The sequence below is a fragment of the Sorangiineae bacterium MSr11367 genome, from assembly GCA_037157805.1.
Lineage (GTDB): Bacteria > Myxococcota_A > Polyangia > Polyangiales > Polyangiaceae > Pendulispora > Pendulispora rubella.
Window position 1 is genome coordinate 6,788,887 of sequence record CP089983.1, and the last position, 22,334, is coordinate 6,811,220.

Below are 22,334 nucleotides of genomic sequence, written 5' to 3' on the forward strand. Positions count from 1 at the left end.
CCATCGCGCGGCCTTCGTCGCCAACGATCTCCCCCACCTCCTCCAGCAGCTCGGCGCCTTTGAGAATCGTCCTCTTGCACCTCTTACGCCGAAGCTCGCCTTCCTCTTCTCCGGGCAGGGCTCCCAACGCCCCCAGATGGGACGCGCCCTCTACGACGCTTTTCCGGTCTTTCGGCAGTCGCTCGATGAGGTCTGCCACCATCTCGACCCGCTGCTCGATTCGCCACTTCGTGACGTTCTCTTTGCTCCCAACGACTCTTCCCTCGCTCTTTCCATCCATCAAACCGCTTTCACCCAGCCCGCTCTCTTCGCACTCCACGTCGCTCTCTTTCGCCTCCTCGCTTCCTTCGGCCTTCAGCCCGATTTTCTCCTTGGTCACTCCATCGGCGAAATCTCCGCCGCTCACCTCGCAGGCGTCTTCTCTCTCCCAGACGCATGCTTCCTCGTCGCCTCCCGCGCCAAGCTTCTCCAGAATCTCCCTCCGAACGGCGCCATGCTTGCCCTCCATGCTTCCGAGGAGGAACTCGCCCCTCTCCTCCTCGGCCTCGAGCATCGCTTGGCCATCGCCGCCGTCAACTCTCCTTTCTCTTGCGTCCTCTCCGGCGACTCCGACGCCATTGCATCGCTCCAAAAGCATTTCGCCTCCCTCGGCCGCAAAAACTCGCTCCTCCGCGTCAGCCATCCCTTTCATTCGCCTCTCCTCGAGCCCATCCTCGACGACTTCCGCGACGTCGCACGCAGCATCTCTTTCTCCCCTCCCCGCATTCCCATCTTCTCCAACCTCTCCGGCCGACGTGCCCTCGCCGACGAGCTCTCCTCTCCCGATTACTGGGTCCATCACCTCCGCAACACCGTCCGCTTCTCCGATGCCGTCGCCTCTCTCCTCTCCGACGGCGCCAACGCCTTCCTCGAGCTCGGAGCCGACTCCACCCTTTGCGCCCTCGCGCAGCAATCTCTCTCCCAAGACTCCGACGCCGCCTTTCTCCCCTCCCTTCGCACCAACGTCGACGAGCCCCTTTCTCTCCTCTCTTCTCTCGCCTCCCTTCACGCCCGTCATCACGCCGTCGATTGGCCCGCCCTCCTCGAACCTCTCGCTCCTCGTTTCACCCCTCTCCCAACCTACCCCTTCCAGCGTCAGCGCTTTTGGCTCCAGCCGAACGCAACCGAGTCACGCGACGACGCCATGGCGGCGAGCAGCTTGCGCTATCGGGTCGTCTGGAGGTCGCTCGGCGATGCCCCCTCGGTCGATCTCGCGGGCACGTGGTTGCTCGTGGCGCCTGGGCATGGCGCGGACGATCCTCTCGTCCATGCCACACACCAGGCGCTCGCCTCCAACGGAGCGACCGTCACGCGGCTCGATATCCCGCGCGACGATCTCGATCGAACCTTTTTTGCGCGGCGATTGAGCGATAGGCCCGATGGGGCGGTGCGCGGGGTCATTTCCTTGCTCGCGCTGGACGCGTCGGCGTCGCGATGCGATGGGCTGCCGCGCGCCGTGGCGCATACGGTAGCGTTGGTGCAGGCGCTGGGTGATGTGGCGCTCGATGCCCCGCTGTGGCTGCTCACGCGGGGGGCCGTGTCCGTCGGCACGCAGGAGCACTTGGAGCATCCGGAGCAGGCGGCGGTGTGGGGGCTCGGCCGTGTCGTGGCGCTCGAGCATCCGCGGCGTTGGGGAGGGCTCATCGATGTGGGCCGCGACCTCGACGCGAATGGCCTTCGTCATCTCGCGGGATCGCTCGGTGGTGCCGACGGCGAGGACCAGATGGCGCTGCGTCCGACGGGGCGATTCGGACGGCGTTTGGTCCGGGCTCCGCTCCCCGAGTTCGCGGCGCCGGCCTGGAAGGCACGTGGCACGGCCCTGATCACGGGGGGCACCGGTGCACTCGGTGCGACCGTCGCGCGCTGGCTCGCGCGGCGAGGCGCGGAGCACCTCGTGCTCACCAGCCGCCGCGGCTCGCAGGCGCCCGGAGCGTCGGAGCTCGCATCCGAGCTCACCGCGCTGGGAGCACGGGTCACGCTTGTCGCGTGGGATCTCGCCCATCGGGCGAGCGCGGACGAATGGATTCGGCGGCTGGATTCGGGCGAGTTTCCGCCCCTTCGCACCGTGATTCATGCTGCGGGCGTCTCCTCGCCGCAGACGCTGTCCGAGGCCTCGATGGGCGAGCTCGCGTCCACGTTCGCCGGCAAGGCGTTGGGGGCCCTTCATCTGGACGAAGCGCTCGGCGATCGCGAGCTCGACGCGTTCGTGACGTTTTCGTCCATCGCGGGAACGTGGGGCAGCGGGCGTCAGGGAGGCTATGCCGCCGCCAATGCATGGCTCGATGCGCTCGTGGAGCAGCGGCGCGGACGCGGGCGCAAGGGTACGTCGATCGCCTGGGGTCCTTGGGGCGGAGGCGGAATGGCCGATGAGGAGGCGCGGGAATACCTCGGCCGGCGCGGCGTGTCGGCCCTGCCACCCGATCGTGCGCTGGCGGCGCTGCAGCACGCGCTCGATCACGACGAGGAGGCGCTCGCGGTGGCCGACATCGACTGGGCGCGCTTCGGCCCCTCGTTCGAGTCGGTGCGGGTAAGCCCGCTCTTGCACGAGATACCCGAGGCGCGAACGCGGGCGGCCGCAGGGCCCGTGCGGCGCGAACAGCGCGACGTCGAGCGACTGGTGCTCGAGGAAACGGCGGCGGTGCTCGGGCATCAGGACACCGCGCGGCTCGATGACCGCGCAGGGTTCATCGAGCTCGGGCTCGATTCGCTCATGGCCGTCGAGCTTCGGCGTCGATTGCAGCAGGCCACGGGGCTCGAGCTGGCCGTGTCCTTGACCTTCGATCATCCTTCGCCCCGTCGTGTCACGAGCTATTTGCGCGAACGGCTCGGCGCCCCAACGCGGCGGGACGTCGAGCCGGCGGCCGTCGTGACGTTGCCCGACGAGCCGATCGCGATCGTCGGAATCGGGCTGCGGCTCCCCGGCGGCGTGGTGGACTTGAATGGTCTGTGGCGGCTCCTCGAACAGGGACGGGATGCCGTGGGCCACTTCCCCGCGGACCGCTGGGACGTCGAGGCCTTCCACCACCCCGATCCGGAGGTGAAGGGAAAGAGCTACGTCCGGCACGGTGCTTTTCTCGACCGGGTCGACGGCTTCGATGCGGACTTTTTCGGCATCAGCCCGCGCGAGGCGTCTCACCTCGATCCGCAGCATCGGCTTTTGCTCGAGGCATCGTGGCATGCGCTGGAGGACGCGGGCATCGTCCCAACGACGTTGGTCGATTCGTCGAGTGGCGTCTTCGTGGGGATTGCACCCGGCGACTACCAGCAGCTCCACGGCGCACACGTCGAGGCGGATGCCTACGCCGTGACCGGAACCCATGCCGCGTTCGGGGCGGGGCGCCTCGCCTACTCGCTCGGGTTGCAGGGGCCTGCGCTCTCGGTCGATACGGCGTGCTCCTCGTCGCTCGTGGCCTTGCATCTGGCCTGCCAGTCTTTGCGACGCGGTGAGTGCAACCTCGCCTTGGCAGCCGGAGTCCACGTCATGGCGTCGCCGCACCCGTTCGTGCTGCTGTCCAGGACCCGGGCGCTCGCGCCCGATGGCCGGTGCAAGACGTTCTCGCAGCTCGCCGATGGGTACGGGCGCGGCGAAGGGGTGGTCGTTCTTGCCCTGGAACGCGTTTCGGATGCGCGGGCGCGGGGGCGAACCATTCTTTCGCTCCTGAGGGGCTCCGCCGTGAACCACGACGGCGCGAGCAGCGGCCTGACAGCGCCGAACGGCACATCGCAGCAGAAAGTGCTGCGCGCTGCCCTGCGCGATGCGCGGCTCTCGCCAAACGATATCGATGCCGTGGAATGCCACGGTACGGGAACGTCGCTCGGGGATCCCATCGAGCTTCAGGCCCTCGCCGCCGTTTACGGGGTGGAGCGCGATCGGCCTCTTCGGCTCGGTGCGCTCAAGTCGAACATCGGTCACCTCGAGCCCGCGTCGGGGCTCGCCGGGGTGGCCAAGGTCGTTGCAGCGTTGCGCCACGGAGCGTGGCCTGCCTCGCTGCACACGGCTCCGCGAAATCCACTCGTCGACTGGGACGCGCTCTCCTTCGACGTGGTCGATGCGTTGCAACCGTGGACGAGGCGCGATGGGCACGTCCGCCGCGCCGCCGTCTCGGCCTTCGGGCTCTCGGGAACGAATGCCCACGTCGTTCTGGAGGAGGCTCCGGCGCTCGAGTCCGCGCCAGAGGCGCTCGCCGTCGGAGCGAGAGAGCTACCCCTCGTCCTCTCGGGCAAACGCGAGGGGGCGTTGGAGGAGCAGGCGGCGCGGCTTCGAGCGCACCTCGTCGCGAACCCCGAGCTCGACCTCGCCGACGTCGCGCATTCGCTCGTCTTTTCCCGCGCACACTTCGACCACCGCGCCGTCCTCGTCGCCCGCGAACGCGCGGACCTGCTCGACGGCCTCGAGGCTCTCGCGCGCGGCGCCTCTGCTCCTTGTCTCGTGCGCGGAGATGCCTCCCTCCGCGGCAAGCTCGTCTTCGTCTTCCCGGGCCAGGGCGGGCAGTGGGCCGGCATGGCACGCTCCCTCTTCGACGAATCTCCCGTCTTTCGGGACCAAATCCTCGCCTGCGCCAAGGCGCTCGACCCTTACCTTCCAGCTCCGCTTCTCGATCTCCTTCTTCCCTCGGCCGATTCTCCTTTCCACCTCGACAGGGTCGACGTCGTCCAGCCTCTGCTCTTCGCCGTCTTCGTTTCCCTCGCCGCCCTCCTTCGCTCCCTCGGCGTCCATCCCGACGCCGTCGTTGGGCATAGCCAAGGCGAGATCGCCGCCGCCTTCGTCGCCGGTGCGCTTTCCCTCGAGGATGCCGCCAAAGTCGTTGCCCTCCGCAGCCGCGCGCTCGCTTCCCTCGCTCGCTCCGGCGCCATGGCGTCCGTCGAGGCTTCTCCCACCCAGCTCGAGCCCCTCCTTGCCCCCTTCGGCGACGACCTCTCCATCGCCGCCGTCAATTCCCCTCGCTCCACCGTCCTCTCGGGCTCCCAAGACGCCATCGACCAGCTCCTGCTCCGCCTCGAGCGCGACGGCGTCTTTGCTCGTAAGGTCCGCGTCGACTACGCCTCCCACTCCCACCACGTCGACCCTCTTCGCGACGCTCTCCTCGAGCAGCTCCGCGACATCTCGCCACGCTCCGCGTCTCTTGCTCTCTATTCCACCGTCACCGGCGACGTCCTGCTCGGGACCGAGCTCGGCCCCGATTACTGGGTCCAAAACCTCCGTCAGTCCGTTCGCTTCCACGACGCCACCTCCAAGCTTCTCGACCACCAGCACCGTTTCTTCCTCGAAGTCAGCCCACATCCCGTCCTTGCTCTCGCCCTCAGCCAGTCCTTCGACCACACAGGCATCCAGGCTTGCGTCTCCGGAACTCTCCGCCGCGACCACGGGGGTCTCCACCGCGTCCTGCTCTCCCTCTCCGAGCTCCTCGCACGCGGCTTTCAGCCCGACTGGCCCGCGCTCCTGCCCAAAGGTCGCATCGTCACCCTTCCCACGTATCCTTTCCAGCACACGCGTTTCTGGCTCGAGGCGCCGAAGGCCTCCGAGCACCCGCTGCTCGGTAGGTCCGTTCCCACCGCGGAACGGGATGCCTTCCTTTATGCGGGGCGCCTCTCGCTCGAGACCCACCCTTGGCTCGCGGGGCACGTGGTGCTCGAGACGGTGCTCGTTCCCGGAACCGCGTTCCTCGAGCTGGCCCTTGCCGCGGGCCTTCGTGCCAAGTGCGCGCGGGTCGACGAGCTCACGCTTCTCGCGCCTCTGGCACTGCACGCGGACGGAGCCGTCCAGCTCCAGGTGTCCGTCGGAGCACCGGAGCACGATGGGCGGCGGGCGCTGACGATCCACTCGCGGGTCGACGACGGCGATGCAAGCTGGGTGCAGCACGCGTCCGGCATGTTGGGCGCGGAGGCCGCGTCACCGCCGGCGGAATCGTCGTGGGGCGTGTGGCCGCCGGATGGTGCCGTTCCCATCGCCCTCGATGGATTTTACGAGCGGTTGGCGGGTGACGGGCTGGCGTATGCGACGCCCTTTCACGGGCTTCGCGCGGTCTGGCGCCGGGGCGAGGAGCTCTTCGCCGAGGTGCGGCTCCCCGACGGGAACGCGGATGCGCACCGGTTCGCCATTCATCCCGCGCTGCTGGATGCCGCGCTCCATCCGCTCACGCTCGATGCGCGCGCGGGGACGGGCATCGAGCTTCCGTTTGCGTGGATGGGCGTGTCGCTTCGGCGCGCCGGCGCGTCGTGGCTGCGTGTCCACCTTACGCGGCCGGGCCCGGGAAACGCCGTCGCGCTATCCATCGCCGATGGGGACGGCGAGCCCGTCGCGAGCATCGCGTCGTTCGTCACACGCCCCGCGGCCACCGACGTGCTTCGGGGCGGTGATTCGCTGTACCGCGTGGAGTGGACCCAAGCTCCCGCGTCGGATGCGCGCACGAACCTGCGCATGGTCTTGCTGGGTAGGGGCGCGGTGGTCGCCGAGCACCTCGAGGGCCGCTTGGCCGCGAGCCATGACGATCTGGACGAACTGCGCATGGCACTCGATCGCGGGGAGCCGGTCCCGGACCTGGTGCTCGTTCCGTGGGAGCTCGAAGGCGGAGCCACCGCGGAGGCGGCCCACGACGCAACGCGAGGGCTCGTGCAGTGGCTTCACGGTTGGTTCGCCGAACCGCGGGTCGCCGGGTGCCGGTTGACCGTGCTCACGCAGCGGGCGATCGCGACGCAACCGGAGGAGGACGTGGTGTCGCTGCCCGGCGCGCCGCTTTGGGGGCTCGTTCGCAGCGTGCAAGCGGAACACGCCGATCGAGCCATTGCGCTGCTCGACATCGACGACGTTTCCTATGCGGCATTGACCGATGCGCTTTCGCGGGAGGAGCCGCAGCTCGCGCTGCGAAATGGTGCCGTGTGGGTACCGCGCCTCGTGTCATCCGATGGCCACGATTTCCTGCCGATGCCGGACGCTCCGACGTGGCGCTTGGAGATCTCGAGCAAGGGCACGCTCGAGGCGCTGACCCTCGCGCCGTATCCCGAGGCGGGTGCGCCGCTCGAACCGGGGCAGGTTCGCATCGGGGTGCGCGCTGCGGGGCTCAATTTTCGCGATGTTCTCAACGCGCTCGGGATGTATCCGGGCGAAGCCGGGCCGCTCGGTGTGGAAGGGGCCGGGGTGATCCTCGAGGTCGGCGCCAACGTGACGGGATTGGCCGCGGGCGATCGCGTGATGGGCCTTTTCGTCGGGGCGTTCGGCCCCGTGGCGGTGGCGGATCATCGCATGGTCGTGCGCATGCCGTCCCATTGGTCCTTTGCACAAGCCGCCAGTGTTCCGGTCGTCTTTCTGACCGCGTATTACGCCTTCGTCGAGCTCGGGCGCCTCCAGCCCGGGGAGCGCGTCCTCATTCATGCCGCCGCGGGCGGCGTCGGTTTGGCGGCCATTCAGCTTGCGCGCCATCTCGGCGCCGAGGTCTTTGCCACCGCCAGTCCCTCCAAGTGGAATGTCCTGCGACGTCTCGGCTTCGACGATGCTCACATCGCTTCCTCTCGCTCCCTCGACTTCGAGGACCACTTCCGACTCTCCACCCGCGGCCTCGGATTCCACCTCGTCCTCGACTCCCTCGCTCGCGACTTCGTCGACGCTTCCCTTCGCCTTCTCCCTCTCGGCGGCCGCTTTCTCGAGATGGGCAAGACCGATGTTCGCGACCCCAATGTCGTTGCCTCCCTGCATCCGCACGTCCGCTACCAGGCCTTCGATCTCATCGACGCAGGACCCGAGCGCATCGGACAGATGCTCGCCTCCCTCCTCGACCTCTTTCACCGTGGCGTCCTTTCCCCCATTCCCACCGCTTCGTTCGACCTTCGCCATGCACGTCACGCGTTTCGCTTCCTCGGACAGGCTCGTCACGTCGGAAAGCTCGTGCTCTCCGTTCCTCAGCCTCTCCGGACGCACGGCACCGTCCTCATCACCGGCGGCACCGGCACGCTCGGTGCGCTCCTCGCTCGGCATCTCGTCTCCCATCATGGCGTCCGCCATCTGCTCCTCGCTTCCCGCTCTGGCCCTCGCGCCAACGGCGTCGACGCCCTCGTCCGCGAGCTAAGCGACTCCGGCGCCCATGTCTCCGTCGCCGCGTGCGATTTCTCTCAGCGCGATGACGTCGCAAGCCTGCTCGCCTCCATCTCGGACGAGCATCCCCTCTCCGCCGTCTTTCACGCCGCGGGCGTCCTCGATGACGCCCTTCTCCTCGACCTTTCCCCCGAGCGCCTTCACCGCGTCTTGCAGCCAAAGATCGATGCCGCTCTCCATCTGCACGAGCTCACTCGCTCGCTCGATCTCTCCGCCTTCGTCCTTTTCTCTTCCCTCGCCGGCACGCTCGGAGGCGCTGGACAGGCAAATTATTCCGCCGCCAATGCCTTCCTCGATGCCCTCGCCCAGCATCGCCGCGCACACGGCCTGCCCGCTCTCTCCCTCGCGTGGGGATTCTGGCAGCCACGCAGCGCCATGACCGCACACCTCGATCAGGCCGATCTCGCCCGCATCGCTCGCTTCGGGGTTCTTCCTCTCTCCGCTTCCCACGCCCTCGCTCTTCTCGACTCCGCACTCGCTCGACCCGAGCCCTGCCTCGTTCCCGCACGACTCGACCTTCGCGCGTTGCGCGCGGTTTCGAGTCCGCCGGCCTTGCTCCGGCATCTCGCGCGCTCCCGATCGCGCGAGGTGTCGCCGGCGGGGGTGGACGTCCCCGGCTCCAAGCTGCAGCAGCGACTCGCCGCCCTCCCCGCCGAGGAGCGGGAGCGCGCGCTCGTCGACCTTCTCCGGTCCGAGCTTGCCACCGTCCTCGGGCATGCCTCGCCCTCCGCCATCGACCCCGCGCGGCCGCTCAAGGAGCTCGGCCTCGATTCCCTCGTGGCCCTCGAGCTTCGCAATCGGCTTTCCTCGCTCACGGGTTTGCGCCTTCCTTCGACCCTCCTTTTCGATCACCCATCCCTGTCCGCGCTCGTGCCTTTTCTCTCCTCTCTCCTCTTCAAGCACACCGCGACCCAGCTTCCCGCCACCTCTCACGTTCCCATTCTGGAGGATGATCCCATCGCCATCCTCTCCATGAGCTGCCGCTTTCCGGGCCATGTCTCCTCGCCCGAGCAGCTCTGGCAATTGCTCCTCGATGGCTCCGATGCCATCTCTCCCTTTCCCGTGGATCGCGGTTGGGAGCTCGATGCGCTCTTCGATCCCAATCCTGACGCCAAAGGAACGTCCTACACCCGTCACGGCGGCTTCCTGCACGAGCCAGCCTGCTTCGACCACGCCTTCTTCGACATCAGTCCGCGCGAAGCGCTGGCCATCGATCCCCAGCATCGCCTCCTCCTCGAGTGCTCTTGGGAGGCCTTCGAGCGCGCCAACATCGCCCCGGCTTCCCTTCAAGGGTCGCTCACCGGCGTCTTCATCGGGATCATCTACAACGACTATGCCTCCAGGCTCGCTCTCGCACCTCACGACCTCGAAGGGCATCTCGGCATCGGCTCCGCCCCCAGCGTCGCCTCCGGGCGCATCGCTTATTCCTTTGGCCTTCAGGGGCCCGCGCTCTCCATCGATACGGCCTGCTCGTCGTCCCTCGTGGCCATTCACCTTGCCTGCCAGTCGCTGCGCCAGGGGGAGTCCTCACTCGCCCTTGCGGGCGGCGTCACCGTCATGGCTTCCCCTCGGCCCTTCGTCGAGTTTTCGCGCCAGCGCGCGCTTTCCTCCGATGGCCGCTGCCGTTCGTTCTCGGAGGGTGCCACCGGAGCAGGTTGGGCCGAAGGCGTGGGCTTGATCCTGCTCGAGCGCCTCTCCGATGCGCGACGACTCGGGCATCCCGTCCTCGCCGTGATCTCCGGATCCGCCGTCAATCAGGACGGCCGAAGCCAGGGTCTCACCGCCCCCAATGGGCCCGCTCAACAGCGCGTCATCCGGCAGGCGCTTCTCAATGCCCGCCTCGCTCCAGAGGACGTCGATGCCGTCGAGGCTCATGGCACAGGCACCGCGCTCGGTGATCCCATCGAGGCTCACGCGCTCCTCGCGACGTACGGCGCGGATCGCCCTTCCGATGCACCGCTTTGGCTCGGGTCCATCAAGTCCAACATCGGGCACACACAGGCTGCCTCCGGCGTCGCGGGCGTCATCAAGATGGTTCTTGCCATGCAGCATGGCCTGCTTCCCAAGTCCCTCCATGCCGAGGAGCCTTCCTCGCACATCGACTGGGACTCCGGATCTCTGCGTCTCTTGGCCTCGCACACACCCTGGCCGGTCACGGGCCGTCCTCGACGCGCCGCCGTCTCGGCCTTCGGCATCAGCGGCACCAATGCGCACCTCATTCTTCAGCAACCGCCTTCGACGGCGCACGCACCACCGCGCAGCTTAGCTTCCCTTCCTTATCCATTCCTCCTCTCCGCCAAGTCTCACGACGCGCTTCGCGCCCATGTGACTCGGCTTCACGAGCATCTTTCCGCCAATCCGAACCTCGCTCTTCCCGACGTCGCGTATTCCCTCGCCACTCGCTCGCACTTCTCCCATCGCGCCGCCTTCGTCGCCAACGATCTCCCCGACCTCCTTCAGCAGCTCGGCGCCTTCGAGAGTCCGCTCGCGGCTACTCCTACGCCGAAGCTCGCCTTCCTCTTCTCTGGACAGGGCTCCCAACGCCCCCAGATGGGGCGCGCCCTCTACGACGCTTTCCCGGTCTTTCGGCAATCCATCGACGACGTCTGCCAACACCTCGACCCGCTGCTCGATTCGCCTCTTCGCGACGTTCTCTTTGCCCCCAACGACTCTTCCCTCGCTCTTTCCATCCATCAAACCGCTTTCACACAGCCCGCTCTTTTCGCCCTCCACGTCGCTCTCTTTCGCCTCCTCGCTTCCTTCGGCCTTCAGCCCGATTTTCTCCTAGGACACTCCATCGGCGAAATCTCCGCCGCTCACCTCGCAGGCGTCTTCTCTCTCCCAGACGCATGCTTCCTCGTCGCCTCCCGCGCCAAGCTTCTCCAGAATCTCCCTCAGAGCGGCGCCATGCTCGCCCTCCACGCTTCCGAGGACGAACTCGCCCCTCTCCTCCTCGGCCTCGAGCATCGCCTGGCCATCGCCGCCGTCAACTCTCCCTTCTCCTGCGTCCTCTCCGGCGACTCCGACGCCATTGCCTCCCTCCAAAAGCATTTCACCTCCCTCGGCCGCAAAAACTCCCTTCTCCGCGTCAGCCATCCCTTTCACTCCCCTCTCCTCGAGCCCATCCTCGACGACTTCCGCGACGTCGCACGCACCATCTCCTTCTCCCCTCCCCGCATTCCCATCTTCTCCAACCTCTCCGGACGGCGCGCCCTCGCCGACGAGCTCTCCTCTCCCGATTACTGGGTCCAGCACCTCCGCAACACCGTCCGCTTCTCCGATGCCCTCTCCGCCCTCGTCGCCGAAGGGGCCAACGCCTTCCTCGAGCTCGGAGCCGACTCCACCCTCTGCTCCCTCGCGCTGCAATCCCTCCCATCCGACTCCACCGTCCTCCCTTCCCTTCGCACCGACGTCGACGAGCCCCTTTCTCTCCTCTCTTCCCTCGCCTCCCTTCACGCCCGTCATCACGCTATCGACTGGCTCACGCTTCTCTCTCCTCTCCATCCTCGTTTCACCCCTCTCCCGACCTACCCCTTCCAGCGTCAGCGCTTTTGGCTCCAGCCGAACGCGTCGCCTTCTTCCGCCACACCTTCGACGGACGCCTCGTGCGATCCTGCGCCCTACCAGGTCGAGTGGGTAGCGCTCGCCGAGGCCTCCCCGGCGGTGCGGGCGGAGCGTTGGGCCTGCATCGGGGAGGCGCTTCGCGATCCGTCGGGTAACGTCGATCACTACCCGGATCTCGCGTCCCTTCGAATCGCTTTGGAGCGAGGTGCTCCACGGCCGGACACCGTCGTCGTGGACTGCCTGGAGGAGGATCCTACCGCGACGGGCATGCACCGCCTCCTCGCCTTGCTTCAAGAGTGGCTAGCCGACGAGCCGCTCCAGAGAACCCGCTTGGTCGTGCTCACCCGGCGGGCGATTGCCACGCGACCCGAGGAAGACGTCCTCGATCTCGGCCATGCTGCGGCCTGGGGCCTCGTGCGCACGGCTCAATCCGAATACCCCGACAGGGCCATCGTGCTCGTCGACCTCGAGGAACCCCACGCGTCCGTGCAGGCGATCGCGCGCGCCGTGCACGCGGGGGAATCGCAGAGCGCGTTGCGGGATGGGGCCCTGCGTGTCCCGCGGCTCGTGCATGGCCCTGCCGCCGGCGTTGGCTCTCCGCCGTGGTCGGGGCATGGCACGGTGCTCATCACGGGGGGCACCGGGGCACTCGGGTCGCTCGTCGCGCGGCATCTCGTCGAGCGGCATGGCGTGCGCCACCTCGTGCTCCTATCGCGACGAGGCGCCTACGCGCCCGGTGCCATCGCGCTCCGAGAGCAACTCGAGGCGGCAGGTGCCCACGTCGTCTTCGCCGCGTGCGACGGCAGTGATCGCGATGCCTTGAAGGCCGTCGTCGCGGCCATTCCCGAGAAGCACCCGCTCGAGGGCGTCGTCCACGCGGCCGGGTTGCTCGACGACGGTGTGTTGCTCGCGCTCACGCCGGAACGAATGGATCGCGTGATGCGCGCCAAAGTCGATACCGCGCTGCATTTGCACGAGCTCACCCGCGAGCATCGTCTTTCGGCCTTCGTGCTCTTCTCGTCGCTCGCTGGCACGTTGGGGGGCGCTGGGCAGGCGAGCTACGCCGCCGCCAATGCCTTCCTCGATGCCTTGGCCCACCACCGGCGCGCCAACGGATGGCCGGCGACAGCCCTCGCGTGGGGGCCTTGGGACGATGGACACGGCATGACCGCTCGGCTCACCAACGGTGATCGCTCGCGGATGGTTCGCCTCGGGGTTCGAGCATTGTCGTCCGTGCATGCGCTGTCGCTGCTCGACACGGCGGTCGCGGGAAAAGCACCTGCCCTGGTGCCTGCCGACCTCGATGTACCCGCCCTGCGAGCAACCGCATCGACGCTCCCTGCACTCCTTCGGTCCCTCGTTCCCGTCGACGCGAAACCCTCCTCGGAAGCACGCCCGCGCGTCGATCTCCTTCCGGAGGAAGAGCGCCACGCGGCACTGCTCACCATCGTCCGGGAAGAGGCGGCGCGTGAGCTCGGCCTCGCCGACCCGCACGACGTCGCCCCCGAGCGCCCGCTGCTCGAGCTCGGGCTCAACTCGCTGATGGCCATCGAAATCCGCCGCCGCCTGAGCGCGCGGCTCGATGTGCCCGTTCCCGCGTCGCTCCTCTTCGAGTGCCCGACCGCGCTCTCGGCGGCGGACAAGCTCCTTGCCCTCTCGGCGCCCGCGCCGAGCGAAGCCGATGGCGGAAAGGAAACCCGCACCGCGCTCGCACACCTTTTTCAGCAAGCCAACGAACTCGGCAAACCGGAACAGGCGTGGCAATTCTTGGACGTCGCCTCGCGGCTCCGACCCATGCTCGACGAAGGGTCAGACGTGCACATCGCCCGGCCGGTGCGGGTGGCCCGCGGCACCGCATCGCCGCGCCTCTTGTGCCTTCCCTCCCTGGTGGCGCCCACCGGGCCGATTCAATACGCGCGCTTCGCGGCCGCCTTGCGCGAGCTTCGCGACGTGGATGTCCTCTCCATCCTGGGCTTCGGCCAGAGCGATCCGCTTCCCGCATCGCTTGCCGCGGCGGTGGCCATTCAGACCGAGGCCGTTCGTCGCTCCGCCGGCCGCGGCCCCTTTGCGCTCGTCGGTTACTCGTCCAGCGGGTGGCTGGCGCACGCCGTCGCCCATCATCTGGAACGAAGGGAGGGCATCCGCCCGGAGGCCCTCATTCTGCTCGATACGTACGATCCGAGGCGCATCGATCCTCGACTGCGGTCCACCTTGCGACGGGCGTGGGGCCATTGGTTGCCGGCCATCCCGCGCCTCGATGACGAGCTGACCGCCATGAGCTGGTACTTCCAACTCTTCGACGATTGGGCCCCGGCGCCCACGCCCACGCCCACCCTGCTCGTCCGTCCCATGGAGCCCGTCCCCGATGCTTCGGGGACCCTGGATGTTCCCTGGCGGGCCACCTGGGAGGGAGCCCACACCGTGCGGGACGTGCCGGGCAACCACCTCAGCATGATGGAGAAGCACGCCGACTCCACCGCGTGCGCCGTTCACGAGTGGCTCATTTGGCTTTCGCACCAATGGCCGCTCTCCGCCGATCACCTCGAAGACCTCTCGCCATAGGACGTTACCGATGAACGAATCCGTTTCCTCGCGCAAACTTTGTCGCAGCGAGGCGATGCTCTGGAAGTTCGACCAGGCCGCCTCCATCAACGGCACCGTCACCGCCAAAATCAAAGGCCACCTGACGGATGCTGCCCTTCGGACGGGCCTGGTGGCGCTCCAAGCTCGCCACCCGTACCTTCGAACGCACATCGACGTGGACGAGCGAGGCGCGCCTTGGTTCCGTTTCGACAAGGCCGGACCGCTGCCTCTGCGCGTCGTCACCATCGCCGAGCCGGAATGGGTCGCGGAGCTCGAACGCGAGGCCAATGACAAATTCCGATGGAGCGACGGCCCCCTCGCACGATGCGTGCTCCTGCGCCACGGGCCCGAAGACGCCACCATCTTTCTGACCATGCACCATGCGATTTGCGACGGTCAGAGCATCCTCTTCGCCATGCGCGATCTGCTGGAGAGCACGGCGCGAGCTGCGCGCGGCGAAGCGCCGGAGCTCTCCGTGCTCGAGGATGTTCGCGCGGTCGAAGATCGCTTGCCGGCCAAGCTATTTAGCCGCAAGGGCGCTGGCTTTCTGTACGACTTCGTCTCGGACGAGATCCGTCTTCGGATGAAGTACGGCGCACCGTTCCGGATGCCGCGGGACGAGGAGGTTCCGCTCGATGCGCGCCATTTCAAGTGCCGGCCCACCGTCCTCGACGAGGAGCGCACGGCGAAGCTTTTGGCGCGCGCGCGTGCCGAAGGCACCACGATCCATGGCGCACTCTGCGCGGCCACCATCCTGGCCATCCTCCGCGACGCGGGGGTGTCCCGCCCCGTACAGGTGTTCCTCGGCAGTGCGGTGAGCGTGCGCAACGACCTCGTCCCCGCCGTGGGCGACGACGTGGGCTACTACGCGTCGTCGCAGCCCTATCGGGCCCCCGTCGATCCCGATGCCTCGTTCTGGGACCTGGCGCGCTCCGTTCGCGGACAGATGATCCGCGGCCGCTCCCGCGGCGATGCCATCATGATGCTCGATTTCGGCTCCGGCATGTACCGTCTCATGGGAGGCGACGGAGCCACACCCCTGGAACTTGCGCACAAATGGAACAAGCTGCTCACGGGGCTCGGGGTCAGCAACATGGGGCGGCAGGATTTCACCACGGACTTTTCCCCGTTCTCGCTGGATGGCCTCTATCTCTCGGCGGCGCTATCGGCCTTTACCGACTTCGTGACGTCGGCCATGACGTTCCGCGATCGACTGGTCATCACCTTTCTCTGGGCGGAGCCCGTCATCCGGCGGCAACGCGCCATTCAGCTCGGAGATTCCGTGCACGCGCACTTGGAGCAGGCGATCATGTGATTTGCGTATTCCGCCTCCGCTCTTCCTCGGGATGAGCGGCGTTCGATTCGCGGTATTTTCCTGGGGCGACGCCCGTCCAGCGCCGAAATGCGCGCAGGAACGGGCGCACGTCCGAATATCCAACCAAGAATGCCGCTTCGTTGATGGTCACACGCGGATCTCGCAGATATTGCAGCGCAAGCTTGCGCCGCACGTCGTCGACCTCCAATTGGAACTTCGTCCCCAATTCGTCCAATCGTCGCTGGAACGTCCGAGGGCTCATGTGGAAATGAGTGGCGACGGATTCGAGCACCGGCGAGCCATCTCGGATCACCTCCCGCAGGTATCGCCGGACCTCCGATACGAAATCGTCCGCCACGTTCGTCGGTGGCAGCTCGCGCTGCGCGAATCGGTCGAGCAGCGCGAGAAGGTCGCCATCCGCACTGGGAATGGTGAAATTCGGCACGTCCGCAGGAAAAATGAGCGCGTTGAAGTCCCGATCGAACTCGATGTCGCGGGTGCCGAAGAAGTGCACCAACTGCGAGGCATCGGAGCGCGGCTCGTGCATGAAGAGCACCCGCGTCGGAGAGACCGGGCGGCACGCCAGCTCACGCATGAGCGTCAACAGGAGACCGAGGGTGAACTCTTGGGGGTGGCGTCCCAAACCAGGCCGGCCTCCCGGAATGTAGTGGCCGATGACGAACTCGTCGGGGCCCGACTCGATGCGAAAAGGCATGATGTTGTTGACCAAGGATTGATACCTGGCCAGCCTCTGCACGGCCGCACCGAGGGTCGGCGCGCTGCGTGCCGCAAATTCCAGCACGCCGTACGAACCACGCTTGTAGCTGCGCGCCATGCGAATGCCCAAATACGGCTCGTCGAGCACCTGCTCGACGGCGTCGCACACGTCGCGCATCAAGGAGATGGACGCGGGGAAGAGCTCGCCCGGGGGAGGCTCGCGCGGGATCCCCAGTTTTCGTTCGATCGCGTCCGCGTCCCCTCCGACCGCCCGCACATAGGCGAGCAGCATGGGAATGAAGAGCGACTGCATCTCCTGCTGCGGACTAGAATTTTCCTTCCTCATCGATACGGCACATCCGCCTAGCTGCTCTTCCAAAGGTGAGTGTTTACACCACCTCGCACTCGGCGCCACAAGAACCCGATTCACTCCGAAACCGCGCAGCTCTGGCCGCGGTGATCGCGATAGATGCGCCGCACGTAATCGAGGCCGGGATGATCCCGCCAGCGTTCCAACCAGCGCTGCCAACCGGCGGGCCGCGGCTCCGGTGCCGACGCCGGGTACTCGAGCGGCAGGCAAGTCGCCTGAAGCACCGTCGCGGCGGTCAGGTCGGCGATGCTGAAGCGGTCGCCGATCAGGTAGCCGGTTTCCGCGGCGTGGCGCACGACGAAGTCGAGCGCTTCCTTGGTCCGCTCGCGGCCGGTCTCGGCACCGGCGGCGCCGATTTGCATATCCATGCGCATCACGGCACGGATGCACGGAAAAGCACTCACGTACACCTTCTGCTGCCACGCCGGCAGGCCGCCAGCCAAGACGCGTGCGGCGTACTCGGTATGCGGCAGCCACTCGAAAAAGGCCGCACGGCGCAGCGCCGGGCCGATCTCGTCGTCGAACCATTTCTGAATTTCCAGCGCCCGCGCACGCTGCTGCGCGTCTGCAGGGTACAGCGGTGGATCGGGCCAGGTTCGCTCGACGTAGTCCAGAACCGTCGCCGAGTTTTTCAGCACGCGACCGTCGTGCCGCAGGATGGGCATCGACTTCTGGCCGAAGCGTGGCATCAGCGTCAGCACGTGCGGCCCGGGCAACAACGAATGCCGGACATGCGGCACCTGCTTGTAGTCCAGTGCCCAGCGCGCCTTTTCAGGATACATGGAGAAGCGGATTTGCCAGAGCTCCGGATGGTTCACCGCCCGTTACTCTGGGGCATCGACGCACGGATTCCAACCGGCTCGTCGAGAACGCGGCGTTCAATCGTCGGAATCGGCATCGTAGACGCGGAGGAGAACACTTCCGCGTGGCGGGATTTGATCGGCGCGGGCCGGATCGATTTCGTCGATTTGGCCCTTTGCGGCGGTGTGGGCGATGGCCATCATGGACGCCAGGGCCGACCGGATCTGATCCTGCTCGCGGGCGGAGTCCATCGCGCTTAGCTCGACGAGCACGGAGCCGGCACCGCGAAGGCCATAGGCGTTGCGGGCGATGCCCTCGTAATCGCCACCGGGATATTGCGAGACGTTGCCGCCCGCTGCAGCCATCGATTGTTGCACGATGACGGCGATCTGCTTGGCGAACGCCACATCGTCCGGCTTCGTATCGGGATGGGTCGGCCACATCACGGAGGCGGTGATCTCGCGACCGCTCGGATCGAAGTAGCGACCTTGCATGTGATAATCCACGACAATGACGGGATCGAATGCGGCATAATGACGTTGGATATGAGCCGCTTCGGTGGCCGGGTTCTCCTCCGGTGAGATTCCGGGATTGTGATAGCGGTTGATATCGTATCCCTTGCCGCGCTCCCCGTATTCCGGATTGGCATCGGGAGCGTAATTGTATCGCCAATTGCGCTCGAAGCCGTCGGCGTTGGCGCGAACGACGATATCCACGGTGACACGCTTGCGCAGCCAGGTCTGCCAAGGATCGGCGCCGATTCCAACTTTGCGTAAGAACTCCAACGCGGCGGGCGTGCCGAGCGGCTCGTTGCCGTGCTGCTGCGTTACGTACAAAATTCGGATCGGCCCGTGCCCCACGCGTGCGCTCCAGATGGGGCGTTTCTCGTTGGAATCACCAATGCGCGACAATTCGACCGCGCCATCGCTCCGCTCCTCGATCGAGCGCAACTCCGACGCGAGTCGCGCCGTGCTCGGACGTGGGTCGACGGGCTTGGCGCCCCCTGCGATGTCCAACGGACGCGCGTCCGTGAGCGACTCGCTGCGAACCTCGCCGGGGCCGCACGCCAGAACCAAAGCCAGACTGCTCACGCCCACTACGATGGAACGACGCGCCTTCGGCATGGGCGCCATGCTGCACCCATTTCACGGCGTCCGCTAGGCACGATTCGCATCGCGCCCCGTGTCAATGCGTCATCCTCGCGTGAAAACCGTGCCATTCAGCGCGTTTGGCAAAATCATGCCGATGTGCGAACCCCACATATCCCCAATCGACGACACGGGAGAGCTTTGTTCCCAAACCGGCGTATCATCGAGACGTCGCTATCGGGCGACTCATTGGGCGTTGCCATCCGCACGTGGGAATCAATGAGTTTCTGTGAGTTCAACCTGAAGATGGACCATGAAGACGATTTCACATAGCTCGCACGGCCGCACGTATTACTTCACCGGCGCGAATGCGGACCTTTGGCAGATTGCCACGGAGCACAGCGCCATTTTCGCCGAAAGGGACTTCGATACACTTGCCCAAGCTTTTGGCTCGTCGGACGACAACGAGCGCGTAGATGCCTCCAAGCTGCTCATCACCAAGCTGTGGAAGGCCCACCCGGAACTGGGGCCATATCCATTCTTGGATTGCCTGAGCAAATTCGAATTCAATCGTCAGTTTCACAGCAATTATCGCGATCACGTTTGCCACCAGCTCAAGGTCTATTTGCTGGGACTGGGAATCTTGTCGTGTTCGCACCGCTTGCGCGGCGAAACGGGGAAGTTGGTCGGGGATCACAACCTCGGACTCGTCTGGCTGGTGACCGCCGTGTTCCATGACGTCGGGTACGTGGTCGAGAGTGAGCATTCCCAGCCGGATTCTCGAAGTTGGAAGCTGGTTCGAGAGGAATACGAGCGCGCGATGCGCAATCCGCTCACGGCACTCCTCCAGGAACACGACCTCTCCGACGCGACGGAACAGCAGATTCAGAAGGCGTATTCGATTCGAACCCCGACGCTGGACGGAATGGGAGACTTGGAACAGGACGCGCTGTTCCAGGCTTTCAAAGAGGAAGGGGTGAAAGCCAACCTGGGACAATTCATAGCTGGCGATAGGACACCCGTCCAAAAATACTTTGCATATGCGCAAAAGACCGCGAGCAAGCGGCCCCCGTTCAAAGACCATGGGGTCGCCAGTGCGCTGCTTCTAACCAAGACGTGGCGCGATTTCGACGAGTACCTCGAGCAGCTCGTCATGCCGCGATCGCTGTCCCAGTCGCAACAAAACGCCCCGAAGGTTGCCGCGGCCCTCAGTCGGATCCGCCCTTCGGTCGAGAACGTGCTGGCAAAGCGGCGCCAACTCGAGACGCATATCATGCGCGCAGCCGGAGCCATGTCGCTGCACAATATTACTCCAGCGCAGTGGAACCGTGAAGACTCCTCGAACCAAGGTCTGACATTCGATATTTATCGGATCCGTATCGGCAAGGACGGCTCGAACACGGGCAATCCATTGGCATTCATGCTTGCATTCGTCGATACGTTGCAGGACTGGGACCGTCCGACGTTCTCGGAGACGCCCAACGAGGGAGCCCTTCACTCGCACGACATCTCGGTGAGTCCGGACAAGGCCGCCGGTAAGGTCCTGGTATACGTCAAAAAGGACGCCGAAGAGTTCAGCGCCCCACCCAAGTCGAAGCATGCGCGGTACTCTCGCGTCGTGCGCTGCTTGAAGGAGTTTCTCGACGAAGGCGACGTCGACTCCCTCCTCGCGTGGACGCCCGATACCGCCGCCATTCCCAAGGCAGCGCCTTCGGCGCCCATCGTTCCGCCTCTGGACTCGCGCCGGGATCTCGATCTCGGTGGCGGCATGAAAATGCCGCCCAAGGATCCTTGGCACTGGGTCGCTCTGCTCCGAAGCGAGGCGTCGCGGCACGGCGACCTCATGGCGACACTCCAACGCGGCAAAGGCGACTCCAGGCCCCGCTACATCGATTCTGGATTTGCGTACTGGGGAACCGCACCGACCAATCGATGGTGGGAGGCCTGCCGGAGTCCGTACTATTTGGTGATGAAGAAGGGGATCGCCACGTTCGAGGACCGATGGGAGGAGCTCCTCGATACATTCGAGGAGAGCTTACCTGGCATTTACGTGAGTTACGGCGTGGGAACGGGAGAGAAAGATGCCGTTGTCCTTGCCACGCTGAAAGCCGCCGGGGGTCAGCCGTTCTACGTTCCCATCGACATGAGCTTGGACATGCTCGTGGAGGGCGCGAAGATCGCATCGAAGGGCCCGAGCCGGACGAACCGAATCATTCCGGTGCTGATGGACTTCTCCGCACCTCTCGAGCTCGAGACCGTGAAAGAAATTCGAAGAAAGTCACTTGGGGACGGGCCGATCTTGTTCTCGTTGCTCGGAAATACCCTGGCCAACTTTGCAGACGATATCAGCCTGCTGAAGACCCTGGCGGAGGTCATGGTGAAAGGAGACTTGATGCTGCTCGAGGTGGCCGCGACGAATCGAGTCGACGACACGACGGCGGCCATGGCGTCGGCCGAGTATCGGAGCATTCACCCGTTCGAGCTGTTCGTCTCGAGCGCCCTCACGCTGCATGCGAATTTGCCGGTGGGCACCATTGAATACACGGGGGAGGTCTGCGGCAATGGGGAGGTGCTGCAGATCGATATCAACTCCGTGAGCGACAGCAAACGCAGGGGGCGCTTCATCAATGATTCCGTGATTCAGGTGGAACCCAACGAGAGGATCCGTCTGTATCGCAGTCGAAAATATTCGCTCACGGCCATCCGAGGGCTCGTGCAAGAAGCAGGGCTGAGCGAGGTCACGAGCAACTTGCAATTGAACGAACGAAGTTCTCCGTTCGGACTCTACTTGGGATTGTATAGAAAATGATACGTATCGCCACCTGATAGAGCTTGGATTACCCCGGCTCGGGCGCAAGGCGCCAGAACGCCGAAACGGGGCCCACCTTTGCGCCCATCGCGTAGGCGTTTTCCACCGCCTTCGTGACGAACGCCTTGGCAAACCGGGTCGCTTCGACCACGGACATGCCGCGCGCGAGGCCCGCGGTCATTGCCGACGCCAAGGTGTCGCCGGCGCCGTGCGTGTGCGGCGTTTCGAACCGCGGCCCGGGGAGCTCGACGAACGTCGTGCCGTCGAACAGCAAGTCCATGCACTCCGGATCGGATCTCAGGTGCCCGCCCTTGACCAAGACATACTTCGGGCCGAGCTGCTGCAGCAGGCTCGCTGCCTCGCGCATCTGCTCGCGCGACGTGACCGTCAGGCCGGTGAGCAGGCGCACCTCGTCGAGGTTCGGAGTGAGCACGGTCGCACGCGGCAGCAGCTCGCGCAGCGCCGTTAGCCCAAGGTCGTCGAAGAGCGGATGACCATGCATCGACGCAGCCACCGGGTCGACCACGAACGGCACACGAAGATCGCGCCCGATGTCTGCCTTGTCGCAGGCGTCGGCCACCGCGCGGATGATCGGGGCCGATGCGAGCATTCCCGTCTTGGCGGCATCGACCCCCATGTCCGCCGCCACGGCCGCGATCTGTCCGGCGACGATGTGTGGCGGGATGTCGGTGCGATCGTGCACGCCCAACGTGTTCTGGACGGTGACGGCCGTGACCGCGACCAGGCCATGCACGCCACAGGTCAGGAACGTCCGCAGATCGGCCTGCAAACCTGCAGCACCGCCCGAGTCGGAGCCGGCAATGGTGAGCGCACTACGAGGAATCGTGGTCATCTTCTCAGCGTCTGTATACCTCGAACGGCCGGCACGTAACCACACTGCTCCCAGCGCGCAACCGACCATAACGAAGTAGGGATCGGCCCTACGGATCCCACGTTTCGCC

General features: G+C 65.9%; 7 protein-coding genes (1 of these 7 running past the window's edge). 3 read left to right on the forward strand and 4 right to left on the reverse strand.

Going from position 1 to position 22,334, the window contains the following annotated elements:
* Positions 1-14,251, forward strand: the 3' portion of a protein-coding gene (locus LVJ94_26075; protein ID WXB10675.1) for an SDR family NAD(P)-dependent oxidoreductase. Its footprint begins 7,787 nt before the window's first position; 14,251 of the gene's 22,038 nt are visible here — the last part of the coding sequence; its start codon lies off the left edge, out of view; it ends in the stop codon at positions 14,249-14,251.
* A gap of 10 nt (positions 14,252-14,261) precedes the next feature.
* The gene (locus tag LVJ94_26080) at positions 14,262-15,587 is read left to right on the forward strand and encodes a condensation domain-containing protein (GenBank protein ID WXB00378.1); all 1,326 of its coding nucleotides are present in this window, start codon (positions 14,262-14,264) and stop codon (positions 15,585-15,587) included.
* On the opposite strand, the gene LVJ94_26085 is transcribed toward LVJ94_26080, so the two are convergent.
* From LVJ94_26085 to LVJ94_26095, 3 genes are all read right to left on the reverse strand, one after another.
* Complete coding sequence (locus tag LVJ94_26085; protein ID WXB00379.1) at positions 15,580-16,650, reverse strand: AraC family transcriptional regulator; 1,071 nt, start codon at positions 16,648-16,650, stop codon at positions 15,580-15,582. The genes LVJ94_26080 and LVJ94_26085 overlap by 8 nt on opposite strands.
* 80 nt (positions 16,651-16,730) lie before the next feature.
* Positions 16,731-17,492: a glutathione S-transferase family protein gene (locus LVJ94_26090; GenBank protein WXB00380.1), complete on the reverse strand. Its 762-nt coding sequence runs from the start codon at positions 17,490-17,492 to the stop codon at positions 16,731-16,733.
* A 60-nt stretch (positions 17,493-17,552) separates the two neighbouring features.
* Complete coding sequence (locus LVJ94_26095) at positions 17,553-18,566, reverse strand: hypothetical protein (GenBank protein WXB00381.1); 1,014 nt, start codon at positions 18,564-18,566, stop codon at positions 17,553-17,555.
* A 310-nt stretch (positions 18,567-18,876) separates the two neighbouring features.
* Between LVJ94_26095 and LVJ94_26100 the strand changes: the two genes are divergently transcribed.
* On the forward strand, positions 18,877-21,372 hold the full coding sequence (locus LVJ94_26100) for an L-histidine N(alpha)-methyltransferase (protein WXB00382.1): 2,496 nt from the start codon (positions 18,877-18,879) through the stop codon (positions 21,370-21,372).
* 28 nt (positions 21,373-21,400) lie between these two features.
* Here the strand turns inward: LVJ94_26100 and thiD are convergent, their stop codons facing one another.
* Positions 21,401-22,225 (reverse strand): bifunctional hydroxymethylpyrimidine kinase/phosphomethylpyrimidine kinase, encoded by an 825-nt coding sequence (thiD, locus tag LVJ94_26105; protein ID WXB00383.1) that lies wholly within the window; start codon positions 22,223-22,225, stop codon positions 21,401-21,403.
* Positions 22,226-22,334 lie beyond the last annotated feature (109 nt).